Below are 24,339 nucleotides of genomic sequence, written 5' to 3'. Positions count from 1 at the left end.
TCCAACCAATAAATAATGTTCGTAACGTTTCGCGCCATATATAAAATTAATTACAGTACATTTTCTTTATTTATCAATGAACATAACCACCTATTCGTGCGTGAGTAGCATTTTGATAGTCACAAAAGTAAGGGTGACCTAAGAAGAGATCATTTGAACGAATAGTACACATCAAATTCAATTTATTATTAATAACTTGAAATTGATAAAGTAAATGACAAGGTGGCAACGCCATTTTTCCTTGTTTTACGTTTTCATGTGGGGTTAGCTTTTCATCTGGTAAGTATTCAACATTCCAACCATGGAATAATATGCGACGAGAGCTTGGGTTATTTTTTAATAAATCAACCACGTAATCAACTTGGTTAATGGTGCTACCGTCTTTGGCTTCCCAAGCGGTCCATTGTTTACCGTAAACAGGGCCAAGTGAGCCATCTTCTAATGCCCACTCATTCCAAATTTTAGCATCTAAATCATTAATGTTAGTGCTACCAGAAAGGAACCAAAGCAATTCATTGACAACCGCTTTAAAAAACACTTTCTTGGTTGTTAATAAAGGAAAGCCTTTTGATAAGTCGACACGATATTGACGCCCAAACACTGAACGCGTACCGGTACCGGTTCTATCTTCTTTTACTTCACCGTTTGTCATTACATCGTTAAGTAAGTCTAAGTACTGTTTCATATTCTCTCTCTGAATATTGTGTTAATTTTATCTGTAAAATTGACTGTTGATTTATCTTATTAACTATTATCTTTAACTGAATGCGTGTTAGTTGCGCTTTTTTGATTACCAATAGCCGATTTTTGTTGACTCAAGTAACCGTAGTAAATAATAAATAAACCAATCAAGATCATTGGAATACTCAATATCTGCCCTTTAGAAATAAAAGAAAAGTACAAACCAAGGTGCGCATCTGGCTCACGGAAAAATTCAACAATACTTCTAAAAACACCATAACCAATTAAGAAAGTACCTGACGCTAAACCAAGGCTGCGCGGTTTACGGCTAATCACATATAAAATAATAAAGAGCACGACACCTTCAAGGAAAAACTCATAAAGTTGAGAAGGGTGACGAGGCAATCCCAGTGGATCGGTTGGGAATACCATCGCCCAAGGTACATCAGTTTGACGACCCCAAAGCTCCGCATTAATAAAGTTACCTAGCCTCCCCATACCTAAGCCAATAGGTACTAAAGGTGCAACAAAGTCACCAACCGCTAAGAATGACTTATTCGTCTTTTTAGCAAAAATAAATATCGCTAAAATAACACCTAATAAACCACCATGGAATGACATACCCCCTTCCCATATTTTGAGTAAATACAGCGGGTCGGCAATTAAGTAGTCAAACTGGTAAAATAATACATACCCTACTCGGCCACCTAAAATAACGCCTAGAAAACCATAGAATAATAAATCCCCTACTTGCTCTCTTGTCCATAACCCTTTGCTATTATCTGCGGCCTTATTAGCCATAAACATTGCAGCAATAAAGCCAATAAGATACATAGTGCCGTACCAACGAAGGGCTACAGGACCAATACTAAAAATAATGGGGTCGATTACTGGGAATTGTAAAAATTGCTCTGTCATTCTGTTTCCAAAAGCACCAAAGGGTTATGCTCGTTATTAAAGCTTATAAATAGCTGTAATAAAGCTAGTCCTAAGTCACCATAATTAATAAATAAAGAATATAAAGTGGGCTCTATTATACCTACTGTTAGCTTAAAGTAATTAGCTAGCAAGCATTTTTATTGCCACCATGATAAGAAATACTGAAAAGCATTTCTTTAAGGTTTTCACGGGTAACTTACTTGAGTATTTCACGCCAATAGGAGCAAAAAATGCAGAGCTAATCACAATACCAAGTAGTGCCGGTAAATAAATATACCCTAAACTCCATGATGGCATATTGGCTTGACCTAAGCCCGTAATGATATAACCGAGTGAGCCGAAAAAAGCCACCATAACACCACATACCGTCGCAATACCAATTGAATGTCGCAACGGTAAACCAAAGTAACTCAATGCCGGCACTAAAATTGCGCCTCCTGCAATGCCCATTAAGCTCGCAATAATACCTGTTATCCAGCTAATAAGCTGTAATACTGGCGTTGATGGCATTTCTCGCTCTTTCGCTAATGAAATAGAAAAAAGCATATAAATGGCTAATAAGATGACAACACTGGCAAAGAAAAAAGTCAGGGACTTAGTCGATAAAAAATCGGCAATAAAAGCGCCTAACAAAGCGCCTGCCCCGACCAATAACATTAAAGGCTTAACAATTAACCAAGGAATATTTTGTTTACCATGATGTGCTAAGGCCGCGCTTGAAGAGGTAATAACAATAGCGCCAAGTGATGTACCTAACGCCATAGGCATAACTGCCTCAGTATTTACCACAACCATAGGCAGCAAATAAACTAATGAGGGTACAATAATAAGACCACCGCCAATACCAAGCAGGCCAGCTAAAAACCCCACAATACTGCCCAGTGCTAAGCAGCATAAAAAAATAAACAATAATATACTCAATTTAACAACCTGCGCGGATAAAGCCGCCCAGGCCAACAGCTTCTAACTGCTCATTTAAGTAGCTATGTACTTGCTTAGTGGTAGATAAGGTTAATACGTGCTGCAAAATATCCTCGGCCTGTGTATAGCTAATGTGACGAATGATCCACTTAATACGAGGAACGTTGTGTCCATTCATACTTAGCTTATTAAATCCCATCGCTAATAACAGTATTGCACCTGCTGGCTGAGAAGCCAGCTCACCACATAAACTTATTGGAATATTATACTGTGCAGATTGCGTAGCAATACTATAAAGCGCCGCAAGCACCGCAGGATGAAAAGCATCGTACAAATTAGCAACTTGACTGTTATTACGGTCTACCGCTAATAAATACTGAGTAAGATCGTTACTACCGACAGAAAAAAAGTCAACGCGCTCTGCCAGTGCTTTCATTTGAAATATAACAGAGGGAACCTCAAGCATAATGCCAACTTTGGGACGATGCAGTTGCGATGCGACAATATCAGCCTTCTCTTCTAATCGTGCTTTAGTTACGCTGTCTATGAGCACACCATCTAAAAGTTGATTATCAAGTGAGCTACCTTCTATTGCCATTTCATCCATTAGGTTACGGGTAAACTCTTGTTTTAACTCATTAAACAAATTAGCTTTAAGCTCAGCTTTAAGTTCATAAAAGGCCTGATTAATCAGACGTATAGATTCATCAACCTCTTCAATACTAGCTATCATTGGTAGCATGATCTCAAGATTGTTAAGCCCTTGATTAGCCTTTAGCATTGCGCGTATTTGTACTAAAAATATTTCAGGGTGATCTAAAGTAATTCTAATGCCACGCCAGCCTAAAAAAGGGTTGTCTTCGGTAATTGGGAAATAAGGTAATGATTTATCACCGCCAACATCTAAGGTGCGCATGGTAACGCTATGTTTTGGAAAAAATTTAAGAACTTTTCGATATAGCAAGGTTTGCTCTTGTTCAGAGGGAAAGCAGTGGCGGTTCATAAAAGGAACTTCAGTACGATATAAACCAATACCTGCAGCGCCAATGTGACTTGATTGCTCAAAACTTGCTGATAAACCAGCATTAAGTAATAACTCAATAGTATGGCCGTCACTTGTTTCACAAGGTAAATCAACAACTTCCATAACCTTATCACTAAGCGCTTCTTCTTGGCTTAGTAAATACTGGTATTCTTTTTTAAGGCTGTCATCAGGGTTAACAAATAGCTCACCACTGTAACCATCAATAATCACTTCTTTTTGATGTAACTGGTTCAGTACACTGGCATTAACCCCCATAATGGCTGGTAAGCCTAATGAACGAGCTAGTATGGCAGCATGAGAGTTATTTGAGCCTGATAGCGAGATAATGCCTTTCAAGCCTGCTTGTTGGTATTGTGCAACCATTGACGCGGTTACATCTTGCGCTAATAAAATGAACTCTTTGGGTAGTATTAGCTCTTCTTTCGCTTGCTGTTGAATATTAACCAATAAACGCGTGCCTAAGTCTTTAATATCACTGGCACGCTCTTTAAGGTAACTGTCATCTATTGCTTCAAACTGCTGTATATAATGCTCAATAACTAATTTCAAAGCACTATCAGCGCGCCAACCTTGGGCTATTTTTTCACTGACTTCGTTGCCTAAATTAGCATGATCAAGTAATTGTTTATAAACATCAAAAATTGCTAAGCTTTCATCGTTAATGGTGCCACTTAAACGCTGACTAAGCTCTTCAAAATCAGCTTTAGTTTGCTTAACAGCTTGTTCAAATCGTAATAGTTGTTCACCCGTATTCGGGGCAGATTTTAACGAAACCGCCGCTAAATCTGCTTGTGGCTGACACACGACAATACTACTCAGAGCAATACCAGGAGAGCCTGCAACACCTTGCAGTTGTTTAACACTTTGCGCTTGTTCTTGTTGAAAAGTAAGTAAGTTTCTAATTTCGGCATTCGCTAATGCACTGGCAAGTTGCGCCGACAAAGTAACAAGAAACGCTTCATCATTTTCGGTAAAGTTGCGCTGCTCTTTTTGTTGTACTGATATAACGCCAAGTACTTTACGGCGATGAATTATTGGAGTGCCTAAAAAAGCGAAAAGGTCTTCTTCTTGTACTTCTGGTGCGTGAATGAATTCTTGATGCTCTTGTGCATTAACAATATTTAAAGGCTCTTCACGCTTTCCGACTAAGCCGATTAAGCCTTCTGAAAAAGCAATACAAGTTTGTCCTAACGAGGTAATCTTCAAGCCGTCAGAGGCCATCAAAACGAAATGTTGTTGATAATAATCTGCTAAGTAAATAGAACAACAGTCAGCTTGCATTGCTGCCTTCACTTGACGAACCATACGCTCTAGCGCACTTTGTAATTCGGTGTCTTGACTAAAATCCAAGACAATACGGCGCAAAGTATCTAACATTCAATTCCTTAGTTGTTATAACAAGATAGTACCACCATGAGGAAAGCTTCTATAATGTTACTCATAGAGTAACATTATAGAAGCGTTTACCTCGCCCCACCTAAAACTCTAGCTTATGATACAAATAAAATGACCCGCACGAGGCAGGCCATTTGTGTAACATCATAATAATTCTTAATCACATGTTAAGCGCGACGTTTACGGCGATCTACTCGCCTGTCAATAGTTAAGGGTAAAGCTGCACTAGCAAACTCTTTCATAACTTTACGATAAACATCTCGTTTAAAGGACACTACCTGTCTTACGGGGTACCAATAACTTACCCACCGCCAATCATCAAATTCTGGATGTGGGCTATGTAGCAAATCAACTGATGCTTCTGGTGCCGTTAATTTTAATAAAAACCATTTCTGCTTTTGCCCTATACAGACGGGTTTAGAGTCATGTCTTATAAAACGTTTAGGTAATTTATATTTTAGCCAATGCTTTGTAGAGGCAACAATTTTTACATGTTCAGGTTTTAAGCCAACTTCCTCATATAATTCTCTATACATGGTTTGCTCTGCTGACTCACCTTCATCAACGCCCCCTTGAGGGTATTGCCATGAATGTTGTCTATATCGCCTTGCCCAAAATACCTGTCCCTTGTCATTAACAATTACTATGCCGACGTTGGCGCGATAGCCTTCGGCATCGATCACAGGAACTCCTGACAATATTCAAAATTCTTTCATCAATTCAACCATATTAACGAGCACTGAGCAAATGATTACTTTTATTTTTTCATGATTAACTTGATAATAAGCCAGCCGTTATAAATAAAGCTGAGTTATACGGGCTTTATTTTGAAAAAACATCGTCATAAAACCAAAACTAACAGTACCGTTAAACGTTATGAGAGTTACGCCAAACACTATGGAAATTCCAGCATCGGAACAAGAGCTACTTAATAGAGCACAAGATATTGCCGGCTTAACATTAGGTGAAATAGCACTTAGCGCAGGAATAAAAATCCCTAAAGATTTAACTAAAAATAAAGGTTGGATTGGTTTATTACTTGAGCATGTTTTAGGTGCTAGCGCGGGCTCTCGCCCTGAGCCTGACTTCCCTCACTTAGGCATTGAACTAAAATCACTCCCCATCAATGAACAAGCCAAACCGCTTGAAACTACCTTCGTTAGCGTTGCACCACTCACCGGTTTAGTGGGGGTTACTTGGCAAACCTGTTATGTGAAAAAAAAATTAGCGAAAGTGCTCTGGGTACCGGTTATTACGCCAAAAGAGGTTCCTATTAGTGAGCGCATTGTTGGTACACCATTTTTATGGTCCCCCTCAGCAGAAGAAGAAGCCTTATTAGCACAAGATTGGCAAGAGTTGACCGATATGATAGTGCTCGGTGAAGTAGAAAATATTCATGGTAAACATGGACAAGTATTACAATTAAGGCCTAAAGCCGCTAACAGTAAAGCTAAAACACAAGGGTTTGATCGCAACGGCAAGCCTTTTATGACTTTACCACGTGGTTTTTATTTAAAAATAAACTTTACCCAAGCATTGTTACATCGTTATTTGCGTATTAATTAAATTGCGCTGAGCTTGGGTAATAACATTTGAGCTTGTCGTAATCGACACGCTCATAACTATAGCTAGAGGCTGTTAATAGTTTTAGTTACGCTGAACGGCTATTTCTTGTGACATGGTTACTGTGGTGCCCGCAGTAATTGTTTGCCAATGTGTATTAGCGGCTTCCAAACAAACATATTCATGCTCGCCTTGGTCATGTATATCAGCCATTGTTGCTGCTAATTCACTACCGGGGTTCCATAACACCCACTGCTGACAGCCTGAACTGGTTATGGTAATAATGTGTTCGTAATCACTATCGACCAATGTCATAACATCAGCACTATGATACTCCCTATCAATTGGACCAACACAACTCACCCGGTTTATTTGCGTATTTGCTAAACCCGTTAATTTATCGTCAAAGTTAACACCTGTTAAAGTATCAATAACAACGTTACTCGGGTGGCTCACTTTAAAGTAAGTATGCAATGCTCCAGAGTATTGAGCATCATCAGTAGATAAATTACTCATCGCTAAACTTTGTTTCAATGACTGTCCAAACACGAGTGTTTGCACAACTTTAAAAGCATGTGGCCATAATGAATGATACTGCTCCCCTTCAAGCACTAAAATAATAGTAGTTGCCTGTTCATCAGCGCTAACCTTATCAATAGTCCATTGAGATTGTCGGGCAAAACCGTGATTACCTGCAGGTTCAACTTGCTTATCATTAGCACCAAACCAAGGCCAACATAGGGGAATGCCGCCTCTAATTGCTTTTTCTTTCTGGTAAGTAGCACTATCACTCAACCATAATAGTGCTTGTTGCCCTGTTGGTTTAAATCGCAATACTTGCCCACCGTAAAGGCTTATTTCAGCTTCACAGTGGCGATGGGAAATTGTTATTTTTTCAAATTCAGAGTTTAACGGCTCTACGCTGACACTTGCATGCTCATTTTTTAGTAATACTTGCTTCATTGCTCTCAACTTATACTTTATACCCATCTCGCATAGTGGCTACTACAGGTATTACATAGGGAATTACATAGGGAGTTTCATTGTAAAAAATTTTAATGGTGTTTAATAGCATGAAACATTTCGAGGTACAGGAAAATCACCAGTTTTTCCCTATCGAAACAAATGCACTATATTCACCATCACTTGTAAAGCCAACACCGAGCACTGCAGGACCAAAGCTAGTATCAGTACCTAAATATAAACTGCCAGAGGTAATTAAATCGTTAAATTTTACCGACTGGCTTACATGCCACATATTACCGGCCTCAAGGCTTGTACCAACATAAATAGGTAATTCTGAGCTACCAGGAACAGTTCGACCAAGATCATATTGATAAACCAAAGCCGCAAAAACTTTGTGTGCACCAATAAGCGCATCTTGTTGATACCCTGACAGATTCAGAAAACCACCTAACTCTGAAACATGCACGGTAAAATCCCCATCAGTAACCACTGTTGCAAATGATCCGATACCAACAAAAGTATGGTTTTTAAAGCCAAATGCTCCACGAATATCTAAAGTTAGCTGGGTAGCCTCACTCTCAGTTTCAGTTTCATCCGTTAATAATGGATCATATTCATCATAAAAATGCAAAGCCTCAAACGATAGCTTAAAACCATGAGTGGGAAAATTAATGCTATTTAACGTATCGTAATTGAGGTTAATATAACCTCCAGTTGAATTGTATTCATACTCATGGTCATCTCTTGGGTCGGATTTTTTTAAGTAACCATCTATTTTGGTAAAACCACTTTCTATCACGCCGTAATCTGCGTAGTTAAGACCTAATGATAAGTTACCTCGGTAGTATTTATTGGTTAACTCTGTACGAGTATCAGTCGCTTCCCACTTTTCACGTGAGTATTGTGCCCGACCACGTAAAAAATAACGCTGCTGCTGTGAGAGTGGTTGATAAAATTCAGTGGCCAACTCATTTTCCCAGCCAAATTTAACTTCATTAAGCCACTGACCACCGTTAGGAGTCAGGTCTTTCATGACATATGCAAGATCTAAAGCAAAAATTGAGTGCGATGAAAAGTCACTTTTTAAACTTAAACCAATATTGATAAAGTTAGGTCCCCAAGATTTTTTCTCTGTGGTAAGTACTATAATGCGCCCCTCTGCTGTATCAACAAACTCAGCATTAACTTGCTCAAAAGCATCTAAACCGTATACTCGCTCAATAGCCTGCTTAAGCTGTTCCTTAGTAATAACATCGCCCAGCGCAACATCAAAATGGCGTTTAATAATATTATCGCTAACCTTAGAGTTATTATTTAATTGAATATCGATAATCGGCTCATCTATTGCTTGTGTTTCAAGCACCGCAATCGTTTGCTTTTGTTGTTGGTACTGCTGATAAGCTAGCTCACTAACGCTATATTGCTTTAGCTTATCGATGGATTCTAACGCAACCGCTTCACCCAATATCAAAGCCTGTGACATAACAGAAAAGTCAGTTGTACTTAAATCATCAATCGCGGGCCTCAATAAAATATCTTGTGCGGTTAAATGTTGCTTTTGGGCTAAGGTGGTATTGTTAGTTAAAATAGTAGAAAGTTGATTAATAACATCTAAAGTACCCGTTATTTCATCTGCTTGGATCAGCGATGAGCCAATATCTACCGCAATCACAATATCGGCGCCCATCTCTTTAATCACATCAACAGGTAAATTATTAGTAATGCCGCCATCGACTAATAGTTTGCCATTAATTTCAACTGCTGAAACAATGCCTGGCACAGCAGCAGACGCTTTCATTGCCTTCCCTAAACTGCCAGAGTCGAGTACCACCATTTGCGCCGTTGCTAAGTCACTGGCAATAGCACGATAAGGTATCGCCAAATAATCAAAACTCGAAAGTGTTGGAATAAGGTCAGTTGATTGTTGCATTAATTGCTGAACCGTTTGTCCTAACAGTAAACCTTTAGGTAATTTAAACTGCCCATCGCTATAACCTAAACGAAAGGGAATATTGTATTTGTCTTTGAGCCTTTTATCTTCAATACTTAAAAACTCACGAGGGATCATGTCCGAGTAACTATCATCCCAAGGCAAATTCATCATTATTTGCTCTACTTCTTGAGCACTATGACCTAATGCATATAAACCACCAACATAAGCGCCGATACTGGTTCCTACAACATAGTCTACGGGAATACGGTTGGCTTCTAAGACTTTAATAACGCCAACATGAGCAGCACCTTTAGCACCACCGCCACTAAGTACTAAACCTATTTTAGGTCTTTTTTGATCATTAACAGTGTCAGTGACCTCAAGTGGATCAGCATAACCAAAAAGGGATGGGCAATATGTGAGTAAAAAAACAAGACCGAAAAAACGCATGGTAATGACTTGTTAGACAAGGGATGAATAATAATATAGTAGGGATATTTTTGAGGGAAAACAAGGCATTGATAAATAGTACTTATCAATGCCTTAATCTGTTAACTAAAATGTTATAAAAATAGTCGCATTATTTAATGTATGCTCTAGGTAGTTCGCTTTTACTGATATAGCGGTCACGTAAAACATCTTGGCGTGATTGCGTTGAAACCTGCTCACCGTTAATCCACATAGAATCAACTTTAGTGCTAATTTCAAACGGGTCTCCACTCCATAACACTAAGTCGGCATTTTTACCAACCGCAATACGGCCGCTATTGAGTTTAAAGGTATCGGCAACATTAGCGGTAACGGCCGCTAACGCTGCGCTCTTATCAAAGCCATTAGCGACTGCTACACCTGCATCAAAGCGTAACTGGTTGATATTATGACTTTCACCACTAGTAGCAATAATCACTTTAATACCAGCTTCATTTAATATCGCAATATTATCTAATGAGCTATGTAATGAATCAAAGCTATTAGGTAAATTAGCCAGTGCGCTGGTCATCACAGGTACATTAGCGTCTGCTATTTGCTTGGTAACTAACACGGCATCACGCGCGCCAACTAACACTAAGTCTAGGTTGTACTGCGCTTTAAGCTTTAATAAAGCCAAAATATCCGTTGCTCTATCAGCATAAGCAAGTAAAGTTTTCTCGCCTTTAACAACCGAATTAATCACCTGTTGATCACGTTTTAGCTCTTTAGTTTTGTCTTTCTTTCCTTTAGATTTGCCCGCCGCCGTTAGTGCTTTTTGCGCGTCTGCTAGTTCGTTTGCTAAGGTTTGTAATGACATAGCACGTGAGCCTTTGCTCTTAGCACCTAAATGAGCGATAACAGCATTGTTAGGGCTAACAACACTATCAAATTCACCAGAAAGGTTAACAACAAAGCTTTGCCCTACCAATACCCCTTCACCGCCATTAGGCATAACCACGTTACTGGTAATTCCACCTTTACGCGTATAAGGAATTAATGTTGATTTAGGGTTGAACGCTAAACTGGCATCAAAAGTAACATCTGCTTTTTTATCTGAGCCATCACGAGTGCGAGATACCGCACCCACTTCAACTAAACCCAGTAAGTTTTTTGAAGCAATAAAACCTGGGGTTAAAATATTGCCTTGAGCATTAACGATAATGTCGGCTTCTATTTTGCTCGGCACAGTTTCAGCGGTATAAATCGCGGTTATTTTTCCATCATCAAGCATTACAACAGCGCCCGATAAAACGCCTTGCTCTGCCACAGTGTGAACTGTTGCATTAATAATAGCGGTAGACTGCGCATAAGCATGGCTTGATAAAAGAGAAAGTCCGCTAACTAAAACCACGCCTAAACCGTTAGATACTTTCGAGAAGCTCGGTACTTTCGAAAACATAGCATTAAATAATGTAGATTGTTTCATAATTATTCCTAAGTCTGTCTGTATCTATTGAGAAACAGGGGTTGCTGCTTCTTGTCCAATTAAAAAGTCACTTTTCGCTTGATATTTATCATCAAACTTATCAAAGACTTTCGCCCCATCAATAAATACCTGCTCTGCGTGTGCATAAACACTGAACGGATCACTGCTCCACACAACCACATCGGCTTTTTTACCTGCTTCTAAACTACCAACTTCATCAGTAATACCTAAGGATTTAGCCGCATTATAGGTGATCCATTTAATTGCATCTTTAGGTTTAATTTCAAAACCATTGTCGTTAGCGCGGTACATCACTTTGGCTGCTTCTTGGTTTAAGCGCTGAATAGTAGTACTTGAGTCTGAGTGAACAATTGCACAAGAATTTTTAACCGCATCAACAATGGCTACGTTTTCTTCCACCATATCGTAGGCTTCCATTTTAAAGCCCCACCAGTCTGGCCATAAAGCAGCACAGTTATTATTTTCAGCTAATAAATCAGCAATTTTATAAGCTTCAATACCGTGATGGAATGTGCCTGAGTGATAATTAAATTCTTTAGATAAATCAATCATAACCGCCATTTCTTCTGCTTTATAGCAGTGGTTATGTATTAATATTTCACCGTCTAATACGCCCATTAACGTATCAAGCTCTAAATCACGTTTTGGCGCAGCTGGGTTTTTACCTGCTTCGTAATCTGCTTCATACTTTTCCCAAGCACGCTTATATTCAGTAGCGGCAAGCCAAGCACTACGATAACCAGCAACATTACCCATGCGGGTAGATGGTAATATTTTTCTGCTACCATACACACGCTTTGGATTTTCACCACAAGCCATTTTCAAACCATAAGGTGCATCAGCAAACTTCATGCCTTGCATAGTTTGGCTTGGCACATTGCGTAACGTAACACCACGACCACCAAATAAGTTTGCAGAGCCGGGAAGAATTTGTAGGCTGGTAATACCGCCAGCACGCGCTGCTTCAAAACCAGGGTCTTGTGGCCAAACACTATGCTCTGCCCATACTTCTGAAGTATTAGGAGAGGTCATTTCATTACCATCTGAATGCGACTCAACCTGCGGACTAGGGTAAACCCCTAAATGTGAGTGAACATCAATAATACCTGGGGTGATCCATTTACCTTGCATATCAACTACTGTTGCATCAGGGGCTGATAAATCAATGCCTAGCTGTTTAACTTTACCGTCAACCAATAAAATATCAGCATCGTCTAAGCGCTCGCCCGTACCCGTTAAAATGGTAGCGTTAGTTAACAAAGTTGCTTGTGATGGCATTGCTTGATAGGTGCTTGGGTAAGGATTTTTATTGATACTCACTTTAGCGTCTTGTTTTTCGTTGGGTAAACAAGCACTAAGGCTGAGTGACATAACGCTAATAGCTAATGCGTTTAACGCAAAGCTTCTGGTTGCGTGAGTCGGCTTACATTTAGCTGAGCTAGTTTGCATATGAGTTCCTATTGCAGTCGCTTGAAAATATAAAAGTAACCAACAATAAGTTTTTTTACAAAAAACAACAAGCCTATGACGATAAAGTGTCACATATCTACGCTTAATAACAATACGCTAGCTCAATTTGAAGTTAACTTAAGAAAATAAGCGCATAAATAGCTGCTGTAGCTTCTTATATCTAAATAATAAGATGATAAAAGACAGTAAACCATAAAATAGCGGCACCAGTATTTCAGACTTAACTGACCAGTAAAAATGTACCGCGATAAGTGTCAGAATAAGATAACTAAAGTTATGCAAACTTTGCCATGACCGTCCCATTTTTCGCTTAATACTATTAAGTGAGGTTATTGCCAAGGCGCTTAATAGCAAAAATGCAACCATACCAATACTAATGTAAGGTCTTTTAACAACCTCTCCAATAAATAACCCCCAAGCAAATTGTAAATCAAAGGCTAGAAAGTTGAGTACATGAAATAGCGCATAAAAAAAAGTGTACAGACCTAATAAGCGTCTTACTTGCAATAAATATCCGCGTTTAAAGTATTTCGCTAATGGTGATACTGTTAAAGTGAGCAACAATAAATTAAACGCACCTATGCCGGTAAAGTGAATAACGCGCTGTACCGGATCAGCACCTAATTGGTCGTTTAAAGCTTGATAATATAAATAAGCCAGCGGTAAAAAAGCGCTAATATGTATCAACAACTTTAATAACAATACTTTTTGTTTAATACTTATTTTCATATTCAGTTACACCCGACTACTTTATGCATAAATATCTATCGTACCTTAGGGGCTGTTAATCTTTCGGTTAACTTTTGTTCGAGCTAAAAGGACTTTAATCGCGGCGAGTAGTGTGTAGCCTAGTAATTCTTCCGTAAATTCATCCCTTTATATAAATGTGCAACTTGCTCACCATAGCCATTAAAAGGTAACGTTTCGATACGGTTTCGGCTAAATAATCCGCCGGTAGTTATTCTGCGCTCGCTAGCTTGGCTCCAACGAGGATGATCATGCTCAGGGTTAACATTGGCATAAAAGCCATACTCTTGTGGTGCTAATTGCTGCCAAGTCGTTTTTGGCGGCTGACTGACCAATTTAATACTGACAATTGATTTAATACTTTTAAAACCATACTTCCATGGCACAACTAAACGAATTGGCGCGCCATTTTGCGGCGGTAGGGTTTTCCCATACAAGCCAACGCTCATCAGCGTTAACGGATTCATCGCCTCATCTAAACGTAACCCTTCAACATAAGGGTAATTAATACCGCCACCTAAACGTCTATTTTGTTGCCCTGGCATTTGCTCAGGATCATGTAAGCTTTCAAAACGTACATACTTTGCATTACTATTAGGGCTGACTTTGCGAAGTAAGTCAGCTAATGAAAAGCCTATCCATGGCACAACCATTGACCACGCTTCAACACAGCGTAAGCGATAAATTCGCTCCTCAAGTGTGAACATTGTCGTTAAGTCGTCATAATCAAGGGTTATTGGCTTATCACATTCCCCACTAATGGTTAACTGCCATGGGTTAACCTGAAAACCTTGCGACAACTCAGCGGGTTGATGCTTTTGCGCACCAAACTCGTAAAAATTATTATGAGTGGTCACTTTAGTTTCAGGGGTGAGTATTAGCTTAGCGTTATTGTTATCCGCTTGATATGTGAGTGGCTCAAGATTGAAGCTCGCTTTTTCTTTCTCGGAAAACCATTCAATAGCGTTAGCCTTACTACTCACAGCAGCCGAAGCCAATAAAGAGCTAGCACCTAAAAAACCCATTTTTTTAAGCATATCTCGTCGGTTAAAGTAAATATTTTCAGGGGTAACGTCTTGCTCTTTAAGTTGTAACTTTTGGGGAGTTTTTATTAGCACAGCTCAGCCCTCATTAAGTAGTGTGTTAGTTGAGTTTATCGTAGTAACGAATAACAAGCTCATACGTAATAAGAGCAGTTTAAGCTCAATTAACTTTCAAACTAATGCAAGATTAATCGAACAGCATTGTTGTGGATTTAGGAAACTGGCGGGCGACTATCTTTCATTAAACGATCTAAGCTCTCTTGTGCTTTTTTATAATCTTCTATATCAAGCACTTCAATCATTTCACATTCATCACGAACCATTTCAGCAATAAGACTCGGATAATGACGACAATCTTCGGGCCTATCTAAATAAATGCTGCAAGTATATTTAGTTGGCTCATCAAGGCTTTTTTTAGCTTCAATGTATAAAAATGGACACTGGGTTAGCTTTACCCCTGTTTTAGGATCAAACCAAATATCATTATTTTTAACATACTCAAATATTTCAGGGTTAAATAGCTCCCATAAGTTAATTTCAGCTTGTGTTACCGCTAGACTGTCACCACCATATTTGATGCAACATTTACCACACTGGTTACAATCTTTCATTATTCCTCACTAAGCCATTAACTTTATGATTATCCTTATTATAAAGAGCATAACCATTCATATTTAAGGTTATGCTCTTTGTTTATCTTACAATAATTTATTCACGCTCAGGACACTATTTTATGAATAGTGCCTAAGTTATGACAAAATAGGGTTAAGGTTAATACCGCCATCAATATTATATTCACCGCCAGTGATAAATGATGCATCATCTGAAGCTAAAAATAACGCGAGTTTGGCAACCTCCTCTGGCTGACCAAAACGTTTTAGTGGTACACGGTTTTCAATTGCCTGAGCAAGTTCATTGAGCTGTGCTTCTTCCATGCCTGTTTTCTCAAAAATAGCCGTATAAATAGGGCCTGGATTGATCGCATTAACCCGAATATTTCTTGGCGCTAATTCAGTTGCAGCAGTGCGAGTATATGAATTTAAGGCAGCCTTAGAAGCGGCATAAACCGCTGTTGTTGGCATTCCTGTATAAGCGTTAATTGATGAGAGGTTAATAATTGCACCGCCCTCATTCATAATAGGAAGAAATTTCTCCGTAGTGAATATTGCCCCCTTAAGGTTAATATTAATTTGATCATCAAATACCGCTTCGCTAATTTGACCAACAGGCGCAGGTAAAAAAATACCAGCGTTAACAAATAATATATCAATGTGTCCAAAGTCTTGCTTAACTTGATTTACCAAAGCATCGATTGCGGCTAAATCTCTAACGTCTGCAACAATACCTGTTACATCTAACTCAAATGCTGCAGTAGCGACTTTATCTGGTGAACGACCGGTAATAATAACGGTCGCACCAGCAGCTTTGAAAGACTTAGCCGTTTCAAAACCAATACCACTGTTACCACCAGTTACGACGGCTACTTTTCCTGTTAACTTGCTCATTTGCTGTTTCCTTTCATTATATTGTTATATTGCTTCGTTATAGCTTCATTGCACAGTTTAGCGATGCTGCTCAATTGTGCACTTTTTAGGTGCTCAAAAATTAATTATTGAGCACCATTTGATTATGTACCATTCGGTACATAATTGACAATCTATACCTATCGGTACATAATTACAAGTATAAATTATTAATAATAGTTGATTACTATGTCATCAGGGCGCCAACGAAGTTTTTGTAAAAAAGCCGCTTTAGAAAAAGCAATGATTGTGTTTTGGTGTAACGGTTACTCTGGCACTAGCTTAGCCGACTTAACCGAAGCAATGGGAATTAACAAATCGAGCTTATATGCTGCATTTGGCAATAAAGAAGCTTTATTTAATCAAGTGTTAGACTTTTATTTGGAGCTTCACGGTAGTTCACACTCTAGGCACCTGTTTGAACAGCAACATACACTGCAAGAGCGGTTAAAAAATTATCTTAGCTCTATTGCCAGAATGTTAACCGATGCTAACTTACCGAAAGGCTGCTTAATATGTTCAAGCACCTCAGAGCTAGCAGGCTCGTGTTTACCTGAAAAATCATCACAAATTATTGCAATGATAAATCGAAAAACAGTTGATTTTTTAACAGAATTTTTAAAAAATGAGCAAAAAGAGCAACACTTAACAGCTGATTGCGATATTAATAAAATAGCCAACTACCTATTAACACTACAATTTGGTTTAGCCGTATCAGCACGTAACGGCAGTGAATTAGCCGAATTATTGGCCGTAATTGATCGCGCGATTGAGTGTTTCAATAACACGATAAGCTTATAATATTGCAGTCACAAAAAAGCCAGCATATGCTGGCTCAATTAAAGTATCGGCTTTTAAATTAATGTATTAACTATTTACAGTTAGGCTGCTTTGGCAACATTTTGTAAATGCGCAACGACATCATTAGATTCATACAGCCATTGTACTTCACCATTGTCTTTTTCAATACGTAAACATGGTACTGTGCGTTTACCACCTTCACGAATAAGTTCATCACGGTATTGCTCATTATTACTAATATTACGTAACTCAATTTTTAAGCCTTCGCGTTTCATGGTACGGCGAACTTTGACACAAAATGGGCAAGCTGGTAATTGATACAAACTTAATTTTTGCGTTGCTGCATCAATTTTTACTTGTTGATCAGCAGGTCTTTTCGGTGATTTAGGCGAAAAGATAAAATTCAGTAATAAAATCAAACGACCTATTGGCCAACGAATAATAGACATCAACATAGTTTAATACTCTGTAATCATAAATGAGGGATTAACATTTAACGCTAACGATATGTACATGCGTTAAACAAAAAGCGCGCATATTCTAGCACGCTTTCGTTATTTCGCTTAGTGCAAAATTACCACATTAAATCATCAGGAATTTGATAATCAGCATACGGATCGTCTTCATCTACCGTATCTGTGTCAACTTTATCGTTTTGTACTAAAATAACCGAACTATCAAGTTCAGCCACTTTCGCTGCGGTTTCGCTAGTTACAAGGTAAGTGATATCGTCCACACCACATAACGCTAAGCGACCATTAACTAGGGCTTTATGTGTTATGCCATCAACAAGCAGCTTCTTAATTTTGCTGCCAAAAGTGTAGTTATATTCACTCTCACCCTTAACATCTTTCAGCTGATGATGAGTTAAAATTTGTTTAATACGTAAGCTTTGCTCTTTTAAAGCCAGTTGCTGTTTTTTCTCTTCGTTAAGCGCATTATCTTTGGCTTGCTTTTCAAGTCGCGCTTTTTCAAGATCTTGCTTTACCTGCTCTTGCAATGTTGCTTCATGCTTGACACCACTACGCTTTTGTTTGTTTTTTTTACGCTTATCAGCATTCGCTTGCTGACTTTTTTGCTTGGTTGTTAACCCTGCTTTAAGTAATTGCTCTTGAAGAGAAGCCATTATAAAACCCTGTTTATCAAATAAAGTTACTATCTCAAAATATGGCTATATTCTACCGAGAAAATTAAACAAGCGCTATTGCAGTTATGATTAAGCACAAATTTAAATATCGAAGGCTACACATACGCATAATTTACCTGAACTAGGTCACTTTCAATTAGAGAAAAAATAAGGTACTGTAAATTTGTTAACTTTATATCGAATATAATAGTAATAATTTCAACAGTTTTAATAAATAGGAACGAAGTATGTCTCAAGCAAGTGCGCGCCACCTTTTAGTGGACACCGAAGAACAATGTTTAACGTTAAAAGCTGAAATTGAAGCAGGTAAGGATTTTGCTGAAGCTGCAAAGCAGTATTCTAAATGCCCTTCAAACGCTCAAGGTGGTGATTTAGGTAACTTTGGTCCAGGCCAAATGGTTCCTGAGTTTGATAAAGTTGTTTTTTCTGCGCCATTAAATGAAGTACAAGGCCCAGTACAAACACAATTTGGTTATCATTTATTAGAAGTTACCGCACGTAGCTAATACTTCCCTCGTATTTATAACCAACTCAATACGATAAATAAAAAGGGTACGCATTATGCGTACCCTTTTTATTTATACAAATTTTAGCCATAAAAAAACCGCAATTTATTGCGGTTTTTTTTATGGCTATTTAGTAAATAATTAACTAAATATTGCCTGCATGCCCCAAAAGAACATAATAGACAATGCAGCGCCTACAGGGAGTGTAACTACCCAAGAAACCACAATATTACGAACAACACCTAAGTTAATTGCAGCAATACCGCGCGCCATACCAACACCGAGTACAGCACCTACTAGGGTTTGCGTCGTTGAAATAGGTAAACCAGCGCCCGAGGCAATAACAACAGTACTTGCCGCCGCTAATTCAGCAGCAAAACCACGACTTGGTGTTAAGTGCGTTATACCTTGACCAATAGTAGCAATAACTTTGTGACCAAAAATCGCAAGACCAGCAACAATACCAAAAGCACCTAAAGGTAAAATCCACCACGCTAGCGCAGCTTTAGCAGCAATTTGACCGTCATTTTCAACAATACTTACTACAGCCGCTAATGGACCAATAGCGTTAGCAACATCGTTTGAGCCATGAGCAAATGCCATCGCACAAGCGGTAACAATCATTAAAATAGCAAAAACTTTTTCAACATTCGCGTAGTGTGTTTCTTTTGCCGCCGCTTCATCAAACTTAAGTCGACTAATGAAAACTTTACCGATAAGAGCAACAATAACAGCGATAACCGCGGCATAAATATAGCCTTCAACTAAGCCGATATGTAAATCTAAATGCTTTAAGCCTTTAAAAATAGTTACTAGAGATAGAACAAAACCCGCTAAAAACATGTAGGCAGGAACCCAACGTTTTGCTTGCGTTAACGGCTTATCGGTATCAAAAATTAACTTTTGCGCACTATTAAAAATGACAAATGCAATAACACCAGAGATTAACGGTGTGATAACCCAACTACCAACGATGCCTGTCACTTTACTCCAATAAACAGCGTCTGTACTAACACCGATAGCAGCAAAGCCAACAATAGCACCAACAATTGAGTGGGTGGTAGATACCGGCCAGCCTAAAGCTGAAGCAATCAATAACCAAGTAGCGGCAGCGAAAAGTGCTGAGATCATGCCATAAACAAGTAGTTCTGGAGTATCAATAAAAAAGCCTGAGTCGATAATGCCTTTACGAATGGTTGAAGTAACCTCACCACCTGCTAAATAAGCACCGGCAAATTCAAACACCATCGCAATAATGATGGCTTGTTTAATGGTTAACGCTTTTGAACCAACCGAGGTTCCCATGGCATTAGCCACATCGTTCGCACCAATCCCCCACGCCATAAAAAAACCGACAACGGCAGCAAGCAGGACAAAAGTAGAACCTGAGCTAAGTATAATTTCCATCAGAAAACCCTTATTTTCTAGCTAAAAGTATTTCTAAACGTGCACCTACACGCTCAGCAAGATCAGCTAAATCGCCAACCCAATCAATAATTTGATATAAAAACATTACATCAACTGGATTTAAGTCCTTTTCAATCGCTAATAAGTTTTGACGTAGCGTCACTTGTAAACGGTCGGTATCATCTTCAATCAAATCAAGTTGATTGATCATTTTTTCAACCAGTGCTACCTCACGGCCACGAAAGCCCGTTTCTAATAAATCGTCTAATTCATTAATTGCTTCAGCTGCTTTTTCTGTTGCATCGATACAACGCGCTAAATAGGTGCTGAACTCTTCTTGTAAGCTTTCAGGAACCTGTAACTTGCGTCCTAATACACGGCCAGCAATATCTTTGGCTTTGTTAGCGATTTTGTCTTGCTGTGATAGCAACTCAAGTAAATCAGCGCGATCGACTGGCATAAATAAACCACCAGGTAACTCTAAACGTAGCTGACGCTTCAATGCATCGGCATCTTGCTCTAGTGTTGATAATTTTTTACGAATTGTTGCTGCTTTATCCCAATCATTCGCTTTACAAGCTTTAAAGAAAGGAACAAGTTGTTTACTACACTTAACAACGATTTGAATATGATTTTCTAATGGTTTAATAGGTGATTTTGCAAATACACCTAAGATAGAATTTCTGGCCATAATATGCTTCCAGGGGGTTAATACTGTTGAGTATAAACCTCGTTATTGTAATTCGTCGCGGATATTACCCCATTTACTTAATAAAGTTAAATGCTAATGTTCAGGTTGCTTATCTAATAAGCGATCTGGCGACAATGAATTAGTTTGAGAATACTTTTGTTAAGCATAATACTTAACAAAACGGTTATTAAATTTTATTTTGTGCTTTTCTTGCGCTATTTAAGCTTTTTCATGTCTTCTGCAGTCGTGTGACGCACTACTTTACCTTTAACAAAGTAAATAATGTACTCACATATATTTTGACTACGATCTCCAATACGCTCTAACGCACGTGCCGACCATATTACGGTCATTATTTGTGGAATAGAACGTGGGTCTTCCATCATATACGTCATTAATTGACGCATTAATGCTTCATATTCACGATTAATACTATCATCAGTTTGGTGAATATTAATAGCGGTATCCACATCCATACGGGTAAAGGCATCTAAAGTTGCTTGTAAGAACTCTAGTACTTTACGACCTAAGTTGTCTAGATTAAGTAATAAGTCTTGCTGTTTTGATGAAAAACTCTCTAGTGCCACCTGCGCTATTTTTTCAGCTTCATCGCCAATACGCTCTAAATCGGCAATCGTTTTAACTATCGCCATAATTAAACGTAAATCACCAGCAGCGGGTTGTCGCTTAGCAATAATTCTTGTGCATTCATCATCAATACTCACTTCATAAGCATTAATTTGATAGTCATTGTTAAGCACTTCTCGAGCAAGTTCTTCGTCATTATTACCTACCGCAGCTAAAGCGTCAGACAGCTGCTTTTCAACTAAGCCGCCCATGTGCATTACATTATTAATAACGCGCTCTAAATCTTCATTAAATTGGCCCGATATATGTCGGCCCATGTGTAAATTATCCATCGTGTTGTCCTATTACATTATTTTGAACAAGCTCTTAAGCTTTGTACCAATGAAATCAATATAAAAAAGTATTTAACCGTACCTGCCAGTAATATAGTCTTCTGTTTTTTTCTTCATTGGCGTCGTAAATAAGGTGTTGGTATCGCTATATTCAATCAAATCGCCCATATACATAAAGGCGGTTTGATCAGATACTCGTGCTGCTTGTTGCATGTTGTGCGTTACAATAACCACAGTAAACTCTTTTTTCAGGTCGTTAATAAGCTCTTCAATGGTTAAGGTTGAAATCGGATCAAGTGCAGAGGTTGGCTCATCTAGTAATAAAACCTCAGGCTGAATAGCAATGGCACGCGCAATAACAAGACGTTGCTGCTGACCGCCAGATAAACCTAATGCACTTTCATGCAATCTATCTTTAACTTCATTCCATAATGCCGCGCTGCGTAATGATTTCTCAACGGCATCATCTAAAACACGTCGATTATTTTCTCCCATAATTCGTAAACCATAAATAACATTTTCATAAATGGTTTTAGGAAATGGATTAGGGCGCTGAAATACCATACCTACTTTACGGCGCAACTCTGCCACATCAACATGCTTGTCGTAAATATTTGTGCCATGAAGGTTAATTTCACCGGTAATTTTGCAGTTATCAACCAAATCATTCATACGATTAATACAACGTAGCAAGGTCGATTTACCACAACCACTTGGGCCAATGAATGCTGTTACTTGGCCTTTAGGAATTGCCATACTAATATTTTGCAGTGCTTGCTTATTACCGTAGTGCAAATTCAAGTTATTAATATTTAGTGCCACTTGTTCTGGCGACAAGTTGTTCAAGTCAAGTTTATTGGGACTGTCTGATAACGCGGTTGGGGTAACAGAAATCATAATATTTTTATCTCTTGTAATCTTTAGTGATAGTACGTTGCGATAACATCAGTTAATGTTTTTTAATCACAACGTATTATTTGTTAATTTTATTTCAATGTAACTGAGCTTTAAAAAACTATTAGTGCTCTAGCATTTTGTATTTTTCACGCAATCTATTACGAATAGTTACCGCGGTCATATTCAATGCCACAATAATGGTGACCAATAATAACGCTGTTGCATAAACCAATGGTCTAGCGGCCTCAACATTAGGGCTTTGAAAGCCAACATCGTAAATATGAAAACCTAAATGCATAAACTTACGTTCTAAGTGTAAAAACGGGAAGTTACCATCAAGCGGTAAGTTAGGCGCCATTTTCACTACACCAACCAGCATTAACGGGGCAACTTCGCCCGCTGCTCGTGCAATTGCCAAAATAATACCGGTCATAATCGCTGGGCTAGCAATCGGTAAAATAATACGCCATAGGGTTTCTGCTTTAGTTGCTCCAAGTGCTAAAGAGCCGTGACGCATAGCTGATGGTATACGCGATAAGCCTTCTTCAGTTGAAACAATAACCACAGGTAAAGTTAAAATAGCCAAAGTAATAGCTGACCATAAAACCCCTGGTGTACCAAACGTTGGGCTAGGTAACGTTTCTGGGTAAAATATTTGGTCTAACGAGCCACCCACCATATAAACAAAAAAACCTAAACCAAAAACACCATAAACAATAGATGGTACGCCTGCTAAGTTAATCACCGCAATACGTAGTAGTTTAGTTAGGCTATTTTTACCCGCATATTCATGTAAATAAATAGCCGCGATAACGCCAAATGGAGAAACGATTACCGTCATTAATAGCACCATAAGTACCGTACCAAAAATAGCAGGAAAAACACCACCTTCGGTATTGGCTTCTCTTGGGTCATCAACAATGAAAGCGCCTATTTGACTAAAAAATATTTTTGTTTTTTCAAAAATACCTAACTGATTATTAAAACTAACCTTAAGGATATTCTCAAAGTTGATAGTAACAAGTTGCCCGTCCATTGCGCGCATAACTAATTGGTCACGCGCTATTTTATCTCTAAAAACCATTAACTCTTTTTCAAGAGTACGGTAGTCACTTTCAAGTTTAGCGACTTCATCATCAATGCTTTGTTGTAGCTCTGGCGTTAATTCACCTTGCAGCTGATGTTTACGAGCTTTTAAACGTAAACGCTCTAACTGGTAGTTAATAGCACCAATATCAGACTTTTGTAAGCTGTCAATTTCAGCTTGAAATTGCTCAACACGCTCAACTAGTTCAGGTAACTTATCTTGAGCGACTTCTACGCCATCTAAAACAATGTGATCAATAAAACCATAAAAATTACCGTTAGTACGACGTTCAACCACCGCTAATGTTTCAGGCTTTGTTGTTTGTGTAATATTAGTACTTAATATCCAACGAAAATCTAAACTCACCAACTCACGGTTACCCGTTTTAATGAGTAAGCGCTCTAAAGTTTCTTGCCCTTCAGGCAACGTTAAATTTAAATGCGCTAACTGACTTACAGGAATATGTTCTCGGTCATATATTTCACCAATAACCACCTGCTTAGCACCCGTTTCATCGGTTAAATTAAACTGATATAACTCACTTGGCCAAAAGTATGACAAACCGCGCGAAGCAATAAGCCACAATAGCCCAAGTACTGAGATCAAACTGATACTCACGCCACCTGCTGATAGCCATATCCAAGGGGAACCTGATTTAAACCATTTATTCATAAAAATAAAACTCTATTATTAGTTAACCAGACAACATTTGTTGCCTCTACTGTACAACTGAACTTTC

General features: G+C 38.6%; 23 protein-coding genes. 3 read left to right on the top strand and 20 right to left on the bottom strand.

Annotated elements, in window-relative coordinates; all coding sequences use genetic code 11:
* Positions 1-73 precede the first annotated feature (73 nt).
* The 5 genes from thyA to rppH form a co-directional block, all read right to left on the bottom strand.
* Complete coding sequence (thyA, locus tag ABD005_RS14915; protein WP_343818425.1) at positions 74-685, bottom strand: thymidylate synthase; 612 nt, start codon at positions 683-685, stop codon at positions 74-76.
* A 59-nt stretch (positions 686-744) separates the two neighbouring features.
* Positions 745-1,599 carry a prolipoprotein diacylglyceryl transferase gene (gene lgt, locus ABD005_RS14910; protein WP_215981119.1) on the bottom strand — a complete coding sequence of 285 codons (855 nt, stop codon included), beginning with the start codon at positions 1,597-1,599 and terminating at the stop codon, positions 745-747.
* A 141-nt stretch (positions 1,600-1,740) separates the two neighbouring features.
* The gene (locus ABD005_RS14905) at positions 1,741-2,541 is read right to left on the bottom strand and encodes a sulfite exporter TauE/SafE family protein (protein WP_343818423.1); all 801 of its coding nucleotides are present in this window, start codon (positions 2,539-2,541) and stop codon (positions 1,741-1,743) included.
* A gap of 1 nt (position 2,542) precedes the next feature.
* Positions 2,543-4,963 carry a phosphoenolpyruvate--protein phosphotransferase gene (gene ptsP, locus ABD005_RS14900; RefSeq protein WP_343818421.1) on the bottom strand — a complete coding sequence of 807 codons (2,421 nt, stop codon included), beginning with the start codon at positions 4,961-4,963 and terminating at the stop codon, positions 2,543-2,545.
* 185 nt (positions 4,964-5,148) lie between these two features.
* Positions 5,149-5,664 carry an RNA pyrophosphohydrolase gene (gene rppH, locus ABD005_RS14895; RefSeq protein ID WP_215981117.1) on the bottom strand — a complete coding sequence of 172 codons (516 nt, stop codon included), beginning with the start codon at positions 5,662-5,664 and terminating at the stop codon, positions 5,149-5,151.
* A gap of 214 nt (positions 5,665-5,878) precedes the next feature.
* Here rppH and mutH point away from each other — a divergent pair, with 214 nt between their 5' ends.
* Positions 5,879-6,547 (top strand): DNA mismatch repair endonuclease MutH, encoded by a 669-nt coding sequence (gene mutH / locus ABD005_RS14890; RefSeq protein WP_343818419.1) that lies wholly within the window; start codon positions 5,879-5,881, stop codon positions 6,545-6,547.
* Positions 6,548-6,628: 81 nt separating this feature from the next.
* On the opposite strand, the gene ABD005_RS14885 is transcribed toward mutH, so the two are convergent.
* From ABD005_RS14885 to ABD005_RS14850, 8 genes are all read right to left on the bottom strand, one after another.
* On the bottom strand, positions 6,629-7,507 hold the full coding sequence (locus ABD005_RS14885) for a D-hexose-6-phosphate mutarotase (RefSeq protein WP_343818417.1): 879 nt from the start codon (positions 7,505-7,507) through the stop codon (positions 6,629-6,631).
* Positions 7,508-7,643: 136 nt separating this feature from the next.
* The gene (locus ABD005_RS14880; protein ID WP_343818415.1) at positions 7,644-9,893 is read right to left on the bottom strand and encodes a patatin-like phospholipase family protein; all 2,250 of its coding nucleotides are present in this window, start codon (positions 9,891-9,893) and stop codon (positions 7,644-7,646) included.
* Between the two features lie 130 nt (positions 9,894-10,023).
* Positions 10,024-11,340 (bottom strand): amidohydrolase family protein, encoded by a 1,317-nt coding sequence (locus ABD005_RS14875; RefSeq protein ID WP_343818413.1) that lies wholly within the window; start codon positions 11,338-11,340, stop codon positions 10,024-10,026.
* Positions 11,341-11,364: 24 nt separating this feature from the next.
* Positions 11,365-12,732, bottom strand: coding sequence for an amidohydrolase (locus tag ABD005_RS14870; RefSeq protein ID WP_425544908.1), 1,368 nt, complete (start codon positions 12,730-12,732; stop codon positions 11,365-11,367).
* Positions 12,733-12,948: 216 nt separating this feature from the next.
* Positions 12,949-13,560, bottom strand: coding sequence for a protein-methionine-sulfoxide reductase heme-binding subunit MsrQ (msrQ, locus tag ABD005_RS14865; protein ID WP_343818411.1), 612 nt, complete (start codon positions 13,558-13,560; stop codon positions 12,949-12,951).
* A gap of 119 nt (positions 13,561-13,679) precedes the next feature.
* A complete protein-coding gene (gene msrP / locus ABD005_RS14860; protein WP_343818410.1) occupies positions 13,680-14,696 on the bottom strand; it encodes a protein-methionine-sulfoxide reductase catalytic subunit MsrP in 1,017 nt (338 codons plus the stop codon).
* Between the two features lie 137 nt (positions 14,697-14,833).
* Positions 14,834-15,232 carry a YkgJ family cysteine cluster protein gene (locus ABD005_RS14855; protein ID WP_343818409.1) on the bottom strand — a complete coding sequence of 133 codons (399 nt, stop codon included), beginning with the start codon at positions 15,230-15,232 and terminating at the stop codon, positions 14,834-14,836.
* Positions 15,233-15,370: 138 nt separating this feature from the next.
* Positions 15,371-16,126, bottom strand: a complete 756-nt coding sequence (locus tag ABD005_RS14850) for an SDR family NAD(P)-dependent oxidoreductase (protein ID WP_215981109.1) — start codon at positions 16,124-16,126, stop codon at positions 15,371-15,373.
* Positions 16,127-16,333: 207 nt separating this feature from the next.
* Here ABD005_RS14850 and ABD005_RS14845 point away from each other — a divergent pair, with 207 nt between their 5' ends.
* Positions 16,334-16,945 carry a TetR/AcrR family transcriptional regulator gene (locus tag ABD005_RS14845; RefSeq protein ID WP_343818406.1) on the top strand — a complete coding sequence of 204 codons (612 nt, stop codon included), beginning with the start codon at positions 16,334-16,336 and terminating at the stop codon, positions 16,943-16,945.
* Between the two features lie 80 nt (positions 16,946-17,025).
* Here the strand turns inward: ABD005_RS14845 and ABD005_RS14840 are convergent, their stop codons facing one another.
* Together ABD005_RS14840 and ABD005_RS14835 are read right to left on the bottom strand one after the other, a co-directional pair.
* Positions 17,026-17,394, bottom strand: a complete 369-nt coding sequence (locus ABD005_RS14840; protein ID WP_215981126.1) for a glutaredoxin family protein — start codon at positions 17,392-17,394, stop codon at positions 17,026-17,028.
* Between the two features lie 125 nt (positions 17,395-17,519).
* The gene (locus ABD005_RS14835; RefSeq protein WP_343818404.1) at positions 17,520-18,071 is read right to left on the bottom strand and encodes a DUF2058 domain-containing protein; all 552 of its coding nucleotides are present in this window, start codon (positions 18,069-18,071) and stop codon (positions 17,520-17,522) included.
* Positions 18,072-18,319: 248 nt separating this feature from the next.
* Between ABD005_RS14835 and ABD005_RS14830 the strand changes: the two genes are divergently transcribed.
* Positions 18,320-18,598: a peptidylprolyl isomerase gene (locus ABD005_RS14830; protein WP_215981106.1), complete on the top strand. Its 279-nt coding sequence runs from the start codon at positions 18,320-18,322 to the stop codon at positions 18,596-18,598.
* Positions 18,599-18,739: 141 nt separating this feature from the next.
* On the opposite strand, the gene ABD005_RS14825 is transcribed toward ABD005_RS14830, so the two are convergent.
* The 5 genes from ABD005_RS14825 to pstA all read right to left on the bottom strand — a co-directional run bounded on the left by ABD005_RS14825 (position 18,740) and on the right by pstA (position 24,272).
* On the bottom strand, positions 18,740-20,005 hold the full coding sequence (locus ABD005_RS14825) for an inorganic phosphate transporter (RefSeq protein WP_215981105.1): 1,266 nt from the start codon (positions 20,003-20,005) through the stop codon (positions 18,740-18,742).
* Between the two features lie 10 nt (positions 20,006-20,015).
* Positions 20,016-20,696: a TIGR00153 family protein gene (locus ABD005_RS14820; protein ID WP_215981104.1), complete on the bottom strand. Its 681-nt coding sequence runs from the start codon at positions 20,694-20,696 to the stop codon at positions 20,016-20,018.
* Between the two features lie 215 nt (positions 20,697-20,911).
* Positions 20,912-21,616 carry a phosphate signaling complex protein PhoU gene (gene phoU / locus ABD005_RS14815; RefSeq protein ID WP_215981103.1) on the bottom strand — a complete coding sequence of 235 codons (705 nt, stop codon included), beginning with the start codon at positions 21,614-21,616 and terminating at the stop codon, positions 20,912-20,914.
* 72 nt (positions 21,617-21,688) lie between these two features.
* The gene (gene pstB, locus ABD005_RS14810; RefSeq protein ID WP_215981102.1) at positions 21,689-22,513 is read right to left on the bottom strand and encodes a phosphate ABC transporter ATP-binding protein PstB; all 825 of its coding nucleotides are present in this window, start codon (positions 22,511-22,513) and stop codon (positions 21,689-21,691) included.
* A gap of 121 nt (positions 22,514-22,634) precedes the next feature.
* Positions 22,635-24,272: a phosphate ABC transporter permease PstA gene (gene pstA, locus ABD005_RS14805; protein ID WP_343818400.1), complete on the bottom strand. Its 1,638-nt coding sequence runs from the start codon at positions 24,270-24,272 to the stop codon at positions 22,635-22,637.
* Positions 24,273-24,339: the final 67 nt, after the last annotated feature.

The sequence above is a fragment of the Colwellia asteriadis genome, from assembly GCF_039523295.1.
GTDB lineage: Bacteria > Pseudomonadota > Gammaproteobacteria > Enterobacterales > Alteromonadaceae > Colwellia > Colwellia asteriadis.
The sequence above is the reverse complement of the archived record's forward strand: the minus strand, read 5'-3'. Positions and strand labels throughout refer to the sequence as shown.